Below are 14,685 nucleotides of genomic sequence, written 5' to 3'. Positions count from 1 at the left end.
CATTCAGTCAGACACTCTCGTTTTAGCCCTGTTTTGAGTGTCTTCCGGGCTGAGCGCGACCAGTGTAGAGACAGGCTCATCATGCTGCGTCAGTCGAGACTACCGCTCGATACTGCGACTCCAGCGTGCATTCCACTCCGGACGAATCTGGTTCACCTGGTCCCAATCGATAGTCACAGCGGTTTCCAGGTACGTGTTCATCGCCTCGACCTGACTGCGGGTCTTGTCAGTGGTCGGGGTTTTCGGGTTGGACGGGATCTGATCGCCGAATTCCAGCGCCGGGGCCTGTGCTTCTGGCGTCAGCAGATAAGCCGCAAGCTTTTGCGCCAGCTCAGGCTGGGTGTTGTGGGCGATGGCGCATTCGGCCACGTTCAATACTACGGCACCTTCCTTGGGCGCGGCGTACTCCACTGGCACACCCTTGATCTTCAAGGCGGTCACCTGAGTAGGCGTCAGCGGGAACAGCGCGGCTTCGTCGGTCTGCACCATCTCGGAAATCTTCGCCGAGCTTGCGATGTATTCCAGCACGTTCGGGCCGACGGTTTTCGGCCACGCCTTGAAGCCTGGCTCGACGTCCTTCTCGCTGCCGCCCTGAATGCGGTTGAACATCAAGAAGCCATGCAGGCCGAAGGTCGATGAAGCCAGCGACTGAAACACTACTTTGTCTTTAAAACGCTTGTCCGCCAGGTCCATCCAGGAGGTCGGTGCAGCCCAGCCTTTTTCCTTGAACATGCGCGTGTTGTAAGCCAGCCCCGTGACACCAAGGCTGACGGCTGCTGCCTGCTCCTTGATATTTGCCTTGGCCGGCAGATCACTCAACGCCGCACTGGGCTGCAGGGTGTCGCACAGGCCCATGGAAATCGCCCGATACATGATGCCGTCGTCAAGGAACATGACATGCATCTGCGGGTTGTCCTTGCTGGCCTGAACCTTGGCCAGGATATCGGCTGATGTGCCGGGCACGATGACGACTTTCACGTTATTGGCCTTCTCGAAGGCAGGCAGCACCTGATCGGCGTATAGGCGCTCCATCGTTCCGCCGTTCATGCCCAGGTAGAGCGTGGTCTCGGCGCTGGCAGGCATGGACGTGAGCAAGGCCGCCAGGGGCAGGCAAGACAGACCGGTGAGGGCGACACGTTTGGCAATGTTCATAAAGGCGACCTTCCTCTGTGCAATGGGATGACGTTCGAAACGGGTTCAGGGACAGTGCGGGGTGTGACGATCAGGTTTGAGTCTGTGAGCAAATCGGGTTGTTCGGCCCGGAATCTGCCGATTGAAAACGCGTCCAGCGGTATCGACGAACGACCGGCGCAGACCCACTCGGCCAGCGCTTCGCCTGCCGCCGGACCGATCTGAAATCCCGCGCCTGCAAAACCAAAGCCGTGCAGCAGGCCCGGTTGGGTCAGGCTGGGGCCCAGCACAGGTTCACGATCCGGCAGATACCCCTCGGTGCCGCTCCAGGTGCGGATGGCCTGAGCGCCTTTGAGCGGCGGATACAGTTCGACAGCGTGGCGCAGGATGTCGAGCACAGCGGCCTGACCCGGTCGCGCGCGCGCCGGATCGAGCGCAAAGCCCTGGCCGCCGCCCAGTACGCAGTTGCCTCGCGCCACCTGGCGGGCGTAAATGCCGCCACCTTCGACGCCCGTGCTGACGTCCATGAACATCGGCAATGGCTCGGTCACTAGCATGGCCGGGTGGCCGGAATACATGGGCACTGGTTCGTTGAACTGCGCCGCCAGTTGCCCGGCCCAGGCACCGGCGCAGTTGAGCAGCCATGGCGCGCGCAGTTTCAAGCCATTAGCGGTTTCGACGATGAAAGCACCTCCGTCATGGCTGACCTGCGTCACCTGCGCCTGCTCGAAGACCTGAGCGCCGGCCAGACATGCGGCGCGAGCGAAAGCGGGCGACACCAGACGCGGGTTGGCGTGTCCGTCATCGGCGCACAGCGAGGCCCCGACCGCGACATCGCCGGCCCAAGGGAACCGTGCGCGCAATTGAGCGCGATCCAGTAACTGCAAGTCCAGCCCGAAGCCCTGGCTGGCCTGCGCATAGGCTCGCAGCGCATCCATGTCCTGCTCGCTGCGAGCGAGTTTCAGGTGCCCGGAGCGCTGGTATTCGCCATCAATGCCGATCAGGTCTGCCAGGTTGCCCCAGATCTGATGCGCACGTTGAGACAGTGGCAACTGCGAAAGTGGGCGACCCTGACGTCGGACGCCGCCGTAGTTCACGCCGCTGGAGTGTGAACCGCAGAAGTCGCGTTCCAGCAGGGCGACGCGCTTTCCTTTACGGGCCAGCACCAGCGCCGCCGAGGCCCCGACAATGCCGCCGCCGATGATCAGTGCGTCGGTCTCGATGAGCGTACTCATGGCTGCGTCTCCACGCCGAACGGAATCGGCTTGATTGGCGATTGCCCGCGCAGACGACCGACCTGCTGCACCGGGCGACCGCTCTCACAGGCGACCAGCTCGGCCGCGGCCAGACCGCACATCCGACCCTGACAGCGTCCCATGCCGACCCGGCACATGGCCTTGACGCGATTCATTTCCCAATGGCCGTCCTGAACTGTGCGGCGAATATCGCCTGCACTGACTTCCTCGCAGCGGCAGATCAGCGTTTCGTCGGGCACGAGGGTCGCCCAGTCGTCCGGGAACGGGAAAGCGGTTTCCAGTCCATGACGAAAGCGCTCGATGCGCTTGAGCTGTACGTTCAGGCTGCCGACACGGTGCTCATCCACCTGACGACCGCCGTCCTGCAACAGGCTCAACGCCGCCAGCTCGCCAGCCATTTCGGCCGCATCTGCACCCATGATTCCGGCCCCGTCGCCCGCCAGATATACCTGCGCCACGCTGCTACGCCCGGCCTCGTCGCGAACCGGCAGCCAGGCGCGGTTCAGAGGGCTCCAGTCAAAGGCGCAGCCGATCAGATCGGCGAGTTGGGTTTCGCTGCGCAGGGCATGGGCGAAGGCCACGGCGTCGCAGTCCAGATTTTTGTTCTGGCCATTGCGCTTCCAGCTCACGCCCGCGACCCGTTGCTCACCGTCGATACGCGTCAGGTGCGCGCCTTGATGCACCGGGATGCCATGTGCTGTCAGCCAGGCGCGGTAATACAGGCCCTTGGCCAGGGTTACGGGTTGGCCGAGCAGGGCGGGAAGGGCGCGGCACTGTGCGGAAAACGGTGCGCTGTCCAGCACCGCCAACACCTTGGCACCGGCCTTGGCGTATTGATAAGCGACCAGATACAGCAACGGCCCGCTGCCGCAGAACACCACACGCTCACCAATGGCGCAGCCCTGATATTTAAGAGCGATCTGCGCCGCGCCGAGGCTGTACACGCCGGGCAGGGTCCACCCGGGTACAGGCAGAATCCGGTCGGTCGCGCCTGTGGCCACGATCAGGTGCGTGTAATCGACATGTCCGCAACGGCCATCCTGCAAGGTGTCGAGACGTCCCTCTTCAGCACTCCAGACCAGCGTCCGGGGCCGATAGTCGATGCTGCTGGTCAATGCATCCAGCGTCTGATGGACAGCGACAGCCTTGTTTGCTTCCAGGCCGTAGAGGTCTTTCGGCAAGCGCTTGAAGTTTTCAGGCTGGCGACGGTAGATCTGTCCGCCGCCGCGCAGGCCCTCGTCGATCAGACACGCCTTGATGCCATGAGCCAGGAGCGTCTGCGCAGCCCGGATGCCTGCAGGCCCTGCGCCGATGATGACAACCTTATCGTTGCTCACGATTGCGGTTCCTCGGAAAAACGGCGTCCCGGTTCACGGCTGACTGTCTGGCCAGCCTCCAGAAGCGTCGAGCAGGCACGCACCCGCTGACCATCGCCCAGACGAACCCAGCAATCCTGGCACGCGCCCATCATGCAGAAGCCTGCACGCGGCTCTGCGCTGAAGTCGCTGCCGCGCAAGTGATCACTGGCCGTGAGGACTGCTGTCAGCAATGTATCGCCGAGCAGACCTGTGGCTGGCTGTCCATCGAGCGTAAAGCGCAAGGCCGGACGTTCCTGTTCGGCGAGTCGTTTAAGCAGTGCCATTAATATGCTCCAGCCCCGTAATCAGTGTTTGCCAACCAGCACGCGGTCCAGCCCATAGACGCGGTCGAGCAGGATCATGGTGGCTGCCGTAAGGGCAATGACCAGCGCCGACACAGCCGCCATCATCGGGTCGATGGATTCGGTGGCGTAGACGTACATGCGCACTGGCAGGGTCTGTGTGGCGGGGGAGGTGACGAAGATCGACAGGGTCACCTCGTCGAAACTGTTGATGAACGCCAGCAGCCAGCCGCCCGCAACGCCCGGCAGAATCATCGGCAGGGTGATCTGGCGAAACAGCGTGAAGCGGCTGGCACCGAGCGATTCGGCAGCGTGTTCGGCACTGCGATCAATACCAATGGCCGCCGCCAGCACCAGCCGCAATACGTAAGGCGTGATCACCAGCACGTGAGCGAAGATCAACCACGTGAAGCTGCCGTTGACGCCCATCAAGGCGAACAGACGCAGCATTGCGACACCCAGCACCAGGTGCGGAATGATGATCGGTGACAGAAACAGGGCGTTGAAGAAGTTGCGTCCCGGAAAAGTGTGCCGGGTGATTGCCAGGGCTGCGGGCACTGCAATCAGGGTCGCCAGCGTGGCCGAGATAAAGGCCAGTATCAGGCTGTTATAGAACGAATCGATGAAGTCCGCCCGTTCGAACACCGCCTTGAACCAACGCAGTGAGAAGTCTGTGGTGGGCAGGCTCAGGGTGTTTTCCGGGGTGAACGCCACCAGGCAGACGACCACCAGCGGCGCCATCATGAACACCACGACCAACGCATGAAACGACAGGGCCAGAGGACCGTTCTTGGACATGAATCATTCCCCCAGGGATTTCTTGTAGCGGCCTTCAATCATGCGGTTCCACGACAGCATCACCAGCAGGTTCACCAGCAGCAGTGCCACGGCCAGCGTCGCGCCCATGGGCCAGTTGAGTTCCGACAGGTACTGGTCGTAGATCACCGTCGCGACCATTTTCAGGCGTCTTCCGCCCAGCAGGCCGGGAATGGCAAACGAGCTGGCGGCGAGACCAAAGACGATCAGCGAACCGGACAGCACACCGGGCATGACCTGCGGCAACACGATCAGGCGCATCACTTTGGCCTGACTGGCGCCCAGCGAAAGCGCGGCCTGCTCGGCTGTCGGGTCAAGCTTCTGCAGCGAGGTCCAGACCGGAATGATCATGAACGGCAACATGACGTGGACCAGCGCGATGATCACCGCGAACGGCGTATACAGCAGTTTGACAGGCCGTCCGCCCATGGCCTGGATGCCCTGATTGATCAGCCCGTCTGCGCCCAGCAACAGGCTCCAGCCAAACGCCCGGACCACCACCGAAATCAGCAGCGGGGTGAGGATCAGAATCAGGAAGATCGAACGCCACGGCGTGCCCATGCGGCTCAGGATGTAGGCCTCGGGCACGCCGATCACCACGCAGAGCAGGGTCACGAGCGCGCTGATCCAGAAGGTGCGCAGAAAAATTTCGTAGAAGTAGCTGTCGGTCAGTACCGCACCGTAGTTGTCCAGCGTGTAGCTGTCGCTTTTGACGCCGACCTGATAGTCGAACACGTTGAACGACAGCAACAGCGTCAGGCCCAGTGGCAACACCAGCAAGCCTATGTAAAGCGCGAGCGCAGGCGCTGACAGCCAGTAACCGCGCCTGCCCTGACGCATTTGGGTCATCAGGCTCATGCGTGCACCTCGTCGGCGGCCAGTACGCGCAGCAGCTCGGACGACCAGTCCAGCCCGACGGCTGCGCCTTTTTCCAGTGGCGCCTGACCGTCATTGCGGCGCACGACCGTCAATTCACCGACGCCGGTCTGAATGCTGTACAGCCATTGGCTGCCGAGAAAATAACGGGTGACGACGCGCCCTGACAGACGTCCGCAGCCCGGCGCCACCAGATCAATCTTTTCCGGCCGCAGGCTGAGGGTTAGCGTGCCTTCACCCGGCAACTGGCGTATTTGTGGTGCGCCGCTGCTGTCCAGATCGCCCTGCAACAGGTTGGCCTTGCCCACGAAACCGGAAATGAAGCGCGTGCGTGGGTGCTCGTAGAGTGTGTAGGGTTCGTCGATCTGGGTGATACGCCCGGCCTGCATGACCACCACCCGATCGCTGATCGACAACGCTTCGGCCTGGTCATGAGTAACCATCAGTGTGGTGATGCCCACTTCGTTCTGGATACGGCGAATCTCGAACTGCATTTCTTCGCGCAGATTGGCGTCCAGGTTGGACAGCGGTTCGTCAAGCAGCAGCACCGGCGGCTCGATCACCAATGCCCGCGCCAGTGCCACACGCTGACGCTGTCCTCCGGACAATTCGCGCGGGTAGCGCTCGGCATGTTGATCGAGGCGCACCAGCTTCAAGACCTTGCTGACCCTGTTCTGTAGCTCGGCAGTTGGCACTTTGCGCATGCGCAGGCCGAACGCCACGTTGTCGGCGACCGTCATGTGCGGGAACAGCGCGTAACTCTGAAAGACTACGCCCAGGCCACGGCTGCTGGGTTTGGCGTGAGTAATGTCTCGCCCGTCGAGCACGATGCGTCCGTCACTGACGTCGACGAAGCCTGCGATCATCTGCAAGGTGGTGGTTTTACCGCAACCGGACGGGCCCAGCAGCGAGACGAACTCGCCCTTGTCCACATTCAGGTTGGTCGCGACAACGGCGTCTATCGAGCCGTAGCGTTTGGAGAGACCTTCGAGCTGCAGAAATGCCATGCCTGCTTCCACCTTTTATGCATGCGCGCCGAGGCACGCGTTTGTCATGGGCAGATGCGAAGTGAAGTCATGCAGCTATGGACGTTGGTGCTCGATCTGGGTCGGCTACCGGTGATTGTTCAAATCGCCCCTGTGGACTGAGAGTAGGACGAAGGCTAGGATGCACTCAATGGGCAATTTCACTGAGCAACATCTTTTTTCGTATTAATTCATCAGGTGGAATTTATTATGATTAATAACATACAGGATTCCACTGATCGGAATAGTGAGCCAAAGGATGTCGGCGTCGGTGCGGTCTCGCGGCTGTTCGCGGTGCTGCGTTGTCTGGGCGAGTGCGACGAGGGCGGTGAGCGGGTCACTCAACTGGCGCAGCGCGTCGGTCTGTCTCAGCCCACCACACATCGCCTGCTACGCAGCCTGATGGACGAGGGCATGGTCGAGCAGGATCTACTCAGCAAACGCTATCGACTGAGCATCGAGTTCTTCGCCTTGGCCGCCAAGGCAGGCAACACGGGCAATCTGCGCGATCTGGTCAGGCCCAGTCTGTTACGCCTGTCCGCATCGCTTGGGGATTCACTGTTTTTGCTGGCGCGCAGTGGCTTTGACGCGATCTGCCTGGATCGCAGTGAAGGGCCTTATCCGATTCGCACCTTTACCGGCGATATCGGCGGACGCGTTGCGCTGGGTGTGGGGCAGGGCAGTCTGGCGATTCTGGCCTTCCTGCCCGAAGACGAGCGCGAAACGGTGATCGCCTACAACCTGCCCAGACTCAAGGACTTCCATCTGTATGACGAAGTCTTTCTGCGCTCGGAAGTCGAGAACGTGAGGCGTCTCGGTTATGCAGCGCGTAACACGGGCGCATTGCCTGGCATGGCTGGTCTTGCGGTACCGATTCTGGACCGCAATGGCCGTGCGGTGGCGGCGCTCAGTGTGGCGACCATCAGCGACCGTCTGGGCCCGGATCGCCTGCTGACCGTCGTAGAACTGCTCAAGCGTGAGGCAGCGGCAGTCAGTGCCCGGATCAACCCGTTCGACCCCTCCCTTAGACGGCCAAGCCAGGTGTTCGGGCAGGTGGAGTAGCACGGAAAAAGAGCCGGGTGGTTATCCACTGCGCGACGTCTGTTGCTCTGGCAGCCCCGTCCATAGCGCATCAAGATGCTTGAAACCCCAGTATCTTGCGCATTCGCGGCCGACGATCCGCTCAGGTTCGTCGGCCATCGACAGGTCGATCAGCCTCTGCTCGATAGGTACTTTGCGCTGCGCCGAGAAGAACACCCTGACCTTGGGCGTGAGCAGGGAAGTCGGGTTCTGCTCCACCACGACGCCGAGGTTGCCGCTTTGCAGGCGAACCAGTGAGCCGACCGGATAAATGCCGACACATTTGACGAAGGCATGGAAGACTTTCTCGTCAAACGCCCCGACCCACCCGGCCATCCGGCCAATCGACTCGGCCGGGCCCTGACGGCGCTGGTGCGGGCGCTCTGAGGTCATTGCGTCATACACATCGCAGATCGCACCCATGCGGGCAAACAGGCTGATCTGCGAGCCCGCCAGTTTATCCGGGTAGCCGGAGCCATCGTAACGTTCGTGGTGATGCAGACAGACATCGAGTATCCGTTCACTGAACTGGTTATTGAGGCCCAACAGCCTGGCACCGTTGGCAGGATGGCTGCGTATGACGGCCAGTTCTTCTTCGCTCAGTGTGCCCGTTTTGCTAAGAATGGCGTTGGGGATGTCGAGTTTGCCGATGTCCAGCAGCAGACCCGCCATCCCGGCTTCACGCACCAGCTTGTCGGGCAACGCCAGTTGACGGGCCAGGCCAATCATCAGGGCGCATACCGCCAGAGAATGCAGGTAAGTGTATTCGTCAGCACCCTTCAGGCGCGCCATGCCCAGTAAGGCGTCGGGATGGCGGGACAGTGAGTCCGAGACCTCGGCGACCAGATCGCGGATCTCAGCAACCTCGGCAATCCGGCCCATGCGCACGTCAGTGATCAGGCGCGTCACCACAGCTTTGGCGCGGCGGCACAATGCTAGCGCACTCTGGACTTCTTCAGACAGTGGCACAGGCCCTTGCGGCACCTGGGGTCGCGGGTGCGCCGTTTGCTCGGGTGCGAGCAGCACGCTGCGGCTCAGGTCTATCGAAATCCAGCCGACGCCGGTCTCTCGGATACGCTGCAGATCGCCTTCGTGCCTGAGCAGAAAGCTCTTGCTCAGAAAATGCTGCTGCGCCTGTAGATCGCACAATTCATGGACGTACATGCCGAGGCGAAGCTCGGTCATTGGAATACGTTTCAGCACAAAAACCACCCATCATGACGGGATTGGGATGGGCAGAACCGTCGTTCCCTGAATGTTCCGGCCCGCCGGTCAAACGGAAAATCTGGACACCAGTCGATTCAGATCCACGGCAAGCCTGGACAGCTCCTGACTGGCTGTCGAGGTCTGGCTGGCGGCGGAGGAACTCAGTACGGAAAGATCACGAATGCTCACCAGGTTTTCATCCACCGACCGCGCAACATGGGCCTGCTGTTCCGAGGCCGTGGCAATCATCAGGTTGCGCTCGTTGATCTGGGTGATCGACGTGGTTATTTCCTTGATCGCCACGCCAGCCTGCTGGGCGATCAACAATGTGGCGTCGGTTTCTTCGTTGCTCTGTTTCATAGACTGGACGGCGTCGGTCGAATCCTTCTGAATGCTCTGAATCATCTGCTCGATTTCCTGAGTCGAGGTCTGGGTGCGATGGGCCAGCGCCCGGACTTCGTCGGCCACCACGGCAAAACCGCGACCCTGCTCCCCGGCACGGGCCGCCTCGATGGCTGCGTTGAGTGCCAGCAGGTTGGTCTGTTCGGCAATGGCGCGGATGACGTCTACAACCTTGGCAATGTTTTGCGCCTGATGGGCCAGGCCCTCCACCTCAGTGCCAGTACGATCGACCGTAGCACTGAGCTTTTCGAGTGCGCCAATGGTCTGGTTCACGCAGTCCTGACCGGTTTGCGCAGAGCGCTCGGACGTCTGGGTAGAGGCCGATGCCGCGACTGCATTTCGTGCGACTTCCTCAATGGCTGCGGTCATCTGATTGACCGCCGTGGCGGCCTGTTCGGTTTCCATCGTCTGGCGCTGAATACCGCGTGTGGATTCTTGTGTAATGGCGTTCATTTCCTCGGCGGCAGACGCCAACCGACCGGACGACTCGGAAATATGCTGGATCGTGCTCTTGAGGCTCGCCTGCATGGCCGCCGTTGCTGTTTGCAGTTCGGTCAGTTCGTCGCGGCCGTTGATGGCAACAGTGGTGCGCAAGTCTCCCTCAGCAATCTTTTGCGTGGACGCCAGCAAGGCCTTTACAGGCAGAGTAATGCTGCGAATAAACAGCATGGCAACAATCACGGTAATGATAACGGCCAGCACGATTAACGCGATGGTCATCGTCAGCCCCATTTTAAAGTCTTGATCCGCGACTTGACCCGATTGTTCGGCGCCTTTCATATTCACTTCGATCAGCGCTTCGATAGAACTTTGCAGCGCCTTGGCTTGCGGGCTGGTGGTGTCACGGATAAATGCGAATAATTCGCTGTTGGATTTAACTTTACTCAGTTCAATCAACTCATCAATCTTGCCCGTGTACGCCTGTGCGTCATTTTTAACTTGTCGATACGCCTGTTCTTCTCCCGGGCTTGAGACCATCGGTGCATAAAGGTCGGTCGCGCTCAGCAAGTTTTTCTTGAGGCCGTTCAACTTGTTGACGGACGCGGCGGACTGCCTGTCTTCGTCCATGACGAAGCGTCGTGCATCGAGCCTATACACCAAGCCTGCAGACTCGATACGACCGGCCTGCCTGACACTGGGCAGCCAGTCGTGCTGTAGTTGAGTGACTGAATCGTAAATGCCATTCATCTTATGCACCGCGACCCCGCCCAGGCCTGCAAGCAGAAGACAAACAACGCCGAAACTGAAAAGTGCCCTGAGGCGTAGACCGATATTTCTTATTGTCATTATTGGATCCCCTTTATTCGTCACGCTACGGCAATGGGGTGTGTAAATGATGACGTGACGAGTATTACTTTAGCGGCGTGTAGATAAAAAACTATAGGGGCGGAAAAATATTTCGCGAAGTTGCGAGGATCCCCCGCCTCAATATCCGGCCACTTAAGAATAGTCAGACTTTTGTGCCCGGTTATTGTGTGTATAAGTTGAAGTATTGACGCCGGTTTTCAGTTGTTTAAAACGATCGATTCAATGCTGTTCGCTGATATTGAATCGATCACCTTGCACTCAGGCCCAGCCGGAACGGCTCAAACCTTCAGCCTTGAAGACCAGTGCCTTAAGTCCGCCCTCGGGATGGGCGTCCGGGAATTCAGGCGGGTTGTCCAGGCGCTGCTCGTAGCGCAGGCAGGGCGCTTCGGTTGCTGTGTGTTTGATCAGAAAGTCAGCGCCGAGCGCCGGATCGTTCATGCAGGCCAGTACCATGCCGTCTTCCTCCAGCAATTCCGGCAGGCGTCGCAGGACGCGCTGGTAATCCTTGTCGAGCATGAAGCTGCCTCTCTGGAAGGAGGGCGGGTCGACGATGATCAAGTCGTAAGGACCGGAGCGCGTGACCTTGGCCCAGGATTTGAACAGGTCGTGGCCCAGAAAGGTCACGCGGCTCAAGTCATGCTCATTAAGGCGATGGTTTTCGCGCCCACGATTGAGTGCCCCGCGCGCCATGTCCAGATTCACCACGTGGTCGGCACCACCGGCAATGGCGGCAACTGAAAAGCCGCAGGTGTAGGCGAACAGATTGAGAATGCGCTTGCCGCTGGCCTGTGCCTGCACCCATTCGCGACCGTAACGCATGTCGAGAAACAGACCGCTGTTCTGCTTCTTGCCGAAATCGACCTTATAGCGAAGGCCATTTTCGGTGATGACCCATTCTTCAATCAGGTCGCCGGTCAGCCATTGGGTGGTGCTTTGTGGCAGATAGCGATGTTGCAACAACAGGGTGTGAGCGGCGCTGTGCTGCCATTGTGGCGTGTCGATCAGTTCCATCAGCAGCCTTTGTAGGTCTGCCAGTTCGGATTCCTGCGGTTCCTTGAACAGCGATACCAGTACCATCCCTTGCATCCAGTCGACCGTGATCTGCTCCAGGCCCGGCCATACGCGGCCACGGCCATGAAACAGCCGGCGGGTTTCGGTCGGGACATTGCTCAAGGCATCGAGCAGGTGCTTTTGCAGGGTAGTGAGCGCTTCGGCATTCATGAGCAGGGTCGGTCAGGAAAAAGGCGCGTATGGTAAACCTATTTGTGTCGCTGCGAACGCGTGTGATGGGGCGGTGTTGAGCGTGTTCTGTCAGCGTGGCATGTAAGAACGCTGCCACTGATGAGGAATGGCCAGCGATACAACACCCAGCACGGCGGCGAGGGCACCACTGATCAGCAGCGCGCTCAAGCCCAGCTGACGTTCGATGAGCGCGCCGATGACCGCACCCAGAAACATGCCGATCCATGGAATCAATTGAGTCTGCCAGCCGTGTCTGCGTTCACCCAGCAACCAGCGCCCCAGACCTCGTCCGAACCGCGACAGCGCGCCGGTCACGTAGGTCAGGCCGACGGACTGGCCGTTGACCTCTTCAACAGCGGCATTGAGCATGCCCATGGCCAGGATCGCCCAGACCAGTGCCAGCAGATTCTTTTCCATCGGCCAGGCGGCGGCCGCGCACAGCAGGGTCGCCACACTGAGCAGCAGTGGCAGAGCCCGATGCTTGCCGAGTCGTGCAAGAACAACACCCAGCACGTTGCCTGCGATGAAGACCACTATGGCCAGGGTCAGGCGAGCGGTCGTACCCATGTCACCTTCGCCCATCGCTACCGCGAGCCGAGTGGTGTTGCCGCTCATGAACGAGACAAAGTCTCCCGTTGCCATGAAACCGATAGCGTCGGTCATGCCTGCCAGCACCGAGAGACTGGCGGCCAGTGTCATGCCGATCCGGTCGCGTCGCCTCTGCAAGGCCAGGTATCGAGTGCGGGCTGGGGTATAGGCTGGTGGCATTGATCGCTCTCTCTGAAGCGCTAAGTCGGATAGAACTTCCTGACGCAGGTGTCAGACGTTCATAGCGGCTTCGCGCGCACAATCCTCTTGGCCCTGACCTCGTCGGCATAGGCCTTGAGCTGATCGGCATCGCTGTAAAGGCGATTGACCATCTGCAAAATCGAGGTGACGTCGACCTCTTTCATCTGGGAGGCGAGTTTGAGAATTTCTTCTGCGGTGTTTTCAAGGTTGGTGGCCGTGCCCTTGAGGTGCTTTTTCAGCTCTTGGGTCGACTTGTTGAGCGCCATGAGGTGTCCTGTAAGCAGTCGTTGAATTCCATACCCCGAGCATGGCTTTTTCTGTCGGCACAAGCAATCCGGCATCGCGACTTGTGCAGATGTACCTCAACAAAAAACTTAAGGATTAAGCCCGTACCGACACAGCCCGGGCCTGTTTAATGGGGTGCGCTAGATCTGAAGGCCATACGTGGCACGTTCCACGGAGCTCAGAACCCGCTTGATCCTGAGCCACTCCAGCCGTGCCCGCGCATAGCGCTCGTCCGCTTCTTTTCGGGTCGCTGAAAACTCGGCCCATAGTTGCGGTGACAACGTGTCTCTGCGCAGCAGCGAGTAAGCACGCTCATTGAGCGCATCCGCTTCGAAGAACAAGGCATTGGTTCGCGTGACGGCCTGATTCCATGTCAGGCCGGTAAGGTCTTTGAACTTGTCGTCAATCATGCTGAGCTCCCTTTTGACCCTAAGGGGCTGGCGGCTGTCAGCGTAGTGGCCCCTTGCAGCGGGTTTTCCTGCGAAACCCGGGATCGTTTCCGATCAGGACGACTGCTCGCTCATGTGCGACGTCCACGAACAGGGATGCTTGCATCAAAAGGTCCGGCGTTGAACCCGCAATCAGTGCCGGACGATGAGCGGTCTGGCAGCAGTGCTGCGATTATCAAGGTCTGTAGCACCTTCAATCGTCGCGGGTCAGAACCTCCAACAGCTCTATCTCAAAGCTCAAATCAGCGCCAGGCTGAATATGGGCGCCCATTTTCCGGTCGCCATACGCCAGATGAGCCGGCACGAACAGTTTGCGCCGTCCGCCTGCTTTCATGCCCATCAAACCCTGATCCCAGCCTTTGATGACCCGCCCGGTGCCGATCACGCACTGGAAAGGCTTGCCGCGCTCATGCGAGGAATCGAATACCGTGCCATCTTGCAGCGTCCCGGTGTAATGGGTGGTGATCAAGGCACCCTTGACCACCGCCTTGCCATCGCCAAGGTGCAGGTCAGTGATCTGTAGTTCATTGCTCATTGGCTGGCGCTCCATTGAAAGTGCGGCGTGCTTTCTCGCAGAAAAAGTGATCCCTGACAAGCGAGCAGAAATGCAAACGGGGAAGCGCTGGCTTCCCCGTTCGGTCGATCTGGCAAGGATGCTCAAAGATTCTGCGAGCTGACGACCATGGCCTGAGCGATATTTTCTTTCTGTTCCTGGGTAAAGCCGTCCCAGACATTGACCTTCGCGTAATAACCCAGACCGGCCAGGCAGTAGAGGCTCAGGGTCAGGATGATGAACACCGAAACGAAGGTCCAGCGTCCCTCATCGTTCTCACGGGTAAAGTCGCGTGAGTCGCCGCTGTGCGAACCGCGAGACAGCAGGCCGGAAGACAGGCGCTTGAACCATTGGAACAGGTGGACAACAACAATACGCAGCATGGGGAATGATCCTCAAATGTCAGAAAACGGTTCGACCGAGACGCGACCGTGCGCGTCTGATACAAAAGCTGAAAACGAAAAAAGCCCGTCTATGACGGGCTTTCTTTTTATGATTCTGGTCAGGTGTGAGTCGGGTTCGACAGCAGCAGGTGTCTGCTTTTCGATTCCGCGCATCAATGACGTTATGGCAACATTTTAAAACAAATTGATGATCGTCAGCTACC

At 59.7% G+C, this 14,685-nt stretch carries 16 protein-coding genes and 1 pseudogene; 1 reads left to right on the top strand and 16 read right to left on the bottom strand.

Annotated elements, in window-relative coordinates; genetic code table 11:
- Nucleotides 1-99: 99 nt before the first annotated feature.
- The 7 genes from H8S56_RS03010 to H8S56_RS02980 are packed head-to-tail and all read right to left on the bottom strand — an operon-like array spanning nucleotide 100 to nucleotide 6,746.
- On the bottom strand, nucleotides 100-1,152 hold the full coding sequence (locus tag H8S56_RS03010) for an ABC transporter substrate-binding protein (RefSeq protein WP_187517826.1): 1,053 nt from the start codon (nucleotides 1,150-1,152) through the stop codon (nucleotides 100-102).
- Nucleotides 1,149-2,366 (bottom strand): NAD(P)/FAD-dependent oxidoreductase, encoded by a 1,218-nt coding sequence (locus H8S56_RS03005; protein WP_187517825.1) that lies wholly within the window; start codon nucleotides 2,364-2,366, stop codon nucleotides 1,149-1,151. Before H8S56_RS03005 ends, H8S56_RS03010 begins: the two co-directional genes overlap by 4 nt.
- Nucleotides 2,363-3,724 (bottom strand): FAD/NAD(P)-dependent oxidoreductase, encoded by a 1,362-nt coding sequence (locus H8S56_RS03000; RefSeq protein ID WP_187517824.1) that lies wholly within the window; start codon nucleotides 3,722-3,724, stop codon nucleotides 2,363-2,365. The genes H8S56_RS03005 and H8S56_RS03000 overlap by 4 nt, the downstream gene beginning before the upstream one ends.
- Nucleotides 3,721-4,029 carry a (2Fe-2S)-binding protein gene (locus H8S56_RS02995; RefSeq protein WP_024685661.1) on the bottom strand — a complete coding sequence of 103 codons (309 nt, stop codon included), beginning with the start codon at nucleotides 4,027-4,029 and terminating at the stop codon, nucleotides 3,721-3,723. The genes H8S56_RS03000 and H8S56_RS02995 overlap by 4 nt, the downstream gene beginning before the upstream one ends.
- Before the next feature lie 21 nt (nucleotides 4,030-4,050).
- The gene (locus tag H8S56_RS02990) at nucleotides 4,051-4,845 is read right to left on the bottom strand and encodes an ABC transporter permease (protein ID WP_024685662.1); all 795 of its coding nucleotides are present in this window, start codon (nucleotides 4,843-4,845) and stop codon (nucleotides 4,051-4,053) included.
- 3 nt (nucleotides 4,846-4,848) lie between these two features.
- Nucleotides 4,849-5,721 (bottom strand): ABC transporter permease, encoded by an 873-nt coding sequence (locus H8S56_RS02985; protein ID WP_187517823.1) that lies wholly within the window; start codon nucleotides 5,719-5,721, stop codon nucleotides 4,849-4,851.
- Nucleotides 5,718-6,746, bottom strand: coding sequence for an ABC transporter ATP-binding protein (locus tag H8S56_RS02980; protein ID WP_187517822.1), 1,029 nt, complete (start codon nucleotides 6,744-6,746; stop codon nucleotides 5,718-5,720). The genes H8S56_RS02985 and H8S56_RS02980 overlap by 4 nt, the downstream gene beginning before the upstream one ends.
- Nucleotides 6,747-6,986: 240 nt before the next feature.
- Here H8S56_RS02980 and H8S56_RS02975 point away from each other — a divergent pair, with 240 nt between their 5' ends.
- Nucleotides 6,987-7,826 carry an IclR family transcriptional regulator gene (locus tag H8S56_RS02975; protein WP_187518002.1) on the top strand — a complete coding sequence of 280 codons (840 nt, stop codon included), beginning with the start codon at nucleotides 6,987-6,989 and terminating at the stop codon, nucleotides 7,824-7,826.
- 21 nt (nucleotides 7,827-7,847) lie between these two features.
- Here the strand turns inward: H8S56_RS02975 and H8S56_RS02970 are convergent, their stop codons facing one another.
- The 9 genes and pseudogenes from H8S56_RS02970 to H8S56_RS02935 form a co-directional block, all read right to left on the bottom strand.
- Nucleotides 7,848-9,047, bottom strand: a complete 1,200-nt coding sequence (locus H8S56_RS02970) for an HD-GYP domain-containing protein (RefSeq protein WP_187517821.1) — start codon at nucleotides 9,045-9,047, stop codon at nucleotides 7,848-7,850.
- Between the two features lie 69 nt (nucleotides 9,048-9,116).
- Nucleotides 9,117-9,821, bottom strand: a complete 705-nt coding sequence (locus H8S56_RS24780; RefSeq protein ID WP_456239161.1) for a methyl-accepting chemotaxis protein — start codon at nucleotides 9,819-9,821, stop codon at nucleotides 9,117-9,119.
- A gap of 168 nt (nucleotides 9,822-9,989) precedes the next feature.
- Nucleotides 9,990-10,739, bottom strand: a pseudogene (locus H8S56_RS24775) (MCP four helix bundle domain-containing protein); the annotation flags it as partial.
- Nucleotides 10,740-11,018: 279 nt separating this feature from the next.
- Nucleotides 11,019-11,981 carry a class I SAM-dependent methyltransferase gene (locus H8S56_RS02960; protein ID WP_187517819.1) on the bottom strand — a complete coding sequence of 321 codons (963 nt, stop codon included), beginning with the start codon at nucleotides 11,979-11,981 and terminating at the stop codon, nucleotides 11,019-11,021.
- A gap of 90 nt (nucleotides 11,982-12,071) precedes the next feature.
- A complete protein-coding gene (locus tag H8S56_RS02955) occupies nucleotides 12,072-12,770 on the bottom strand; it encodes a YoaK family protein (RefSeq protein ID WP_024695178.1) in 699 nt (232 codons plus the stop codon).
- A 59-nt stretch (nucleotides 12,771-12,829) separates the two neighbouring features.
- A complete protein-coding gene (locus tag H8S56_RS02950) occupies nucleotides 12,830-13,057 on the bottom strand; it encodes a hypothetical protein (RefSeq protein ID WP_024685670.1) in 228 nt (75 codons plus the stop codon).
- Nucleotides 13,058-13,216: 159 nt separating this feature from the next.
- Nucleotides 13,217-13,486, bottom strand: a complete 270-nt coding sequence (locus H8S56_RS02945) for a hypothetical protein (RefSeq protein ID WP_187517818.1) — start codon at nucleotides 13,484-13,486, stop codon at nucleotides 13,217-13,219.
- 232 nt (nucleotides 13,487-13,718) lie between these two features.
- Nucleotides 13,719-14,060: an FKBP-type peptidyl-prolyl cis-trans isomerase gene (locus tag H8S56_RS02940; RefSeq protein WP_024685672.1), complete on the bottom strand. Its 342-nt coding sequence runs from the start codon at nucleotides 14,058-14,060 to the stop codon at nucleotides 13,719-13,721.
- 122 nt (nucleotides 14,061-14,182) lie between these two features.
- A complete protein-coding gene (locus tag H8S56_RS02935) occupies nucleotides 14,183-14,461 on the bottom strand; it encodes a hypothetical protein (RefSeq protein WP_024685673.1) in 279 nt (92 codons plus the stop codon).
- Nucleotides 14,462-14,685 lie beyond the last annotated feature (224 nt).

The organism is Pseudomonas triticifolii, from assembly GCF_014358015.1.
Taxonomy (GTDB): Bacteria; Pseudomonadota; Gammaproteobacteria; order Pseudomonadales; family Pseudomonadaceae; genus Aquipseudomonas; species Aquipseudomonas triticifolii.
Note: the sequence above shows the minus strand (reverse complement) of the source record. Positions and strands in the feature narration are given on the sequence as shown.

Coding starts and splice junctions, on each gene's coding strand:
- H8S56_RS02935 (WP_024685673.1), bottom strand. CDS start 14,461: ATGCTGCGTATTGTTGTTGTCCACCTGTTCCAATGGTTCAAGCGCCTG.
- H8S56_RS02940 (WP_024685672.1), bottom strand. CDS start 14,060: ATGAGCAATGAACTACAGATCACTGACCTGCACCTTGGCGATGGCAAG.
- H8S56_RS02995 (WP_024685661.1), bottom strand. CDS start 4,029: ATGGCACTGCTTAAACGACTCGCCGAACAGGAACGTCCGGCCTTGCGC.
- H8S56_RS24780 (WP_456239161.1), bottom strand. CDS start 9,821: ATGACCGCAGCCATTGAGGAAGTCGCACGAAATGCAGTCGCGGCATCG.
- H8S56_RS02950 (WP_024685670.1), bottom strand. CDS start 13,057: ATGGCGCTCAACAAGTCGACCCAAGAGCTGAAAAAGCACCTCAAGGGC.
- H8S56_RS03005 (WP_187517825.1), bottom strand. CDS start 2,366: ATGAGTACGCTCATCGAGACCGACGCACTGATCATCGGCGGCGGCATT.
- H8S56_RS02990 (WP_024685662.1), bottom strand. CDS start 4,845: ATGTCCAAGAACGGTCCTCTGGCCCTGTCGTTTCATGCGTTGGTCGTG.
- H8S56_RS03010 (WP_187517826.1), bottom strand. CDS start 1,152: ATGAACATTGCCAAACGTGTCGCCCTCACCGGTCTGTCTTGCCTGCCC.
- H8S56_RS02945 (WP_187517818.1), bottom strand. CDS start 13,486: ATGATTGACGACAAGTTCAAAGACCTTACCGGCCTGACATGGAATCAG.
- H8S56_RS02985 (WP_187517823.1), bottom strand. CDS start 5,721: ATGAGCCTGATGACCCAAATGCGTCAGGGCAGGCGCGGTTACTGGCTG.
- H8S56_RS02955 (WP_024695178.1), bottom strand. CDS start 12,770: ATGCCACCAGCCTATACCCCAGCCCGCACTCGATACCTGGCCTTGCAG.
- H8S56_RS02960 (WP_187517819.1), bottom strand. CDS start 11,981: ATGAATGCCGAAGCGCTCACTACCCTGCAAAAGCACCTGCTCGATGCC.
- H8S56_RS02980 (WP_187517822.1), bottom strand. CDS start 6,746: ATGGCATTTCTGCAGCTCGAAGGTCTCTCCAAACGCTACGGCTCGATA.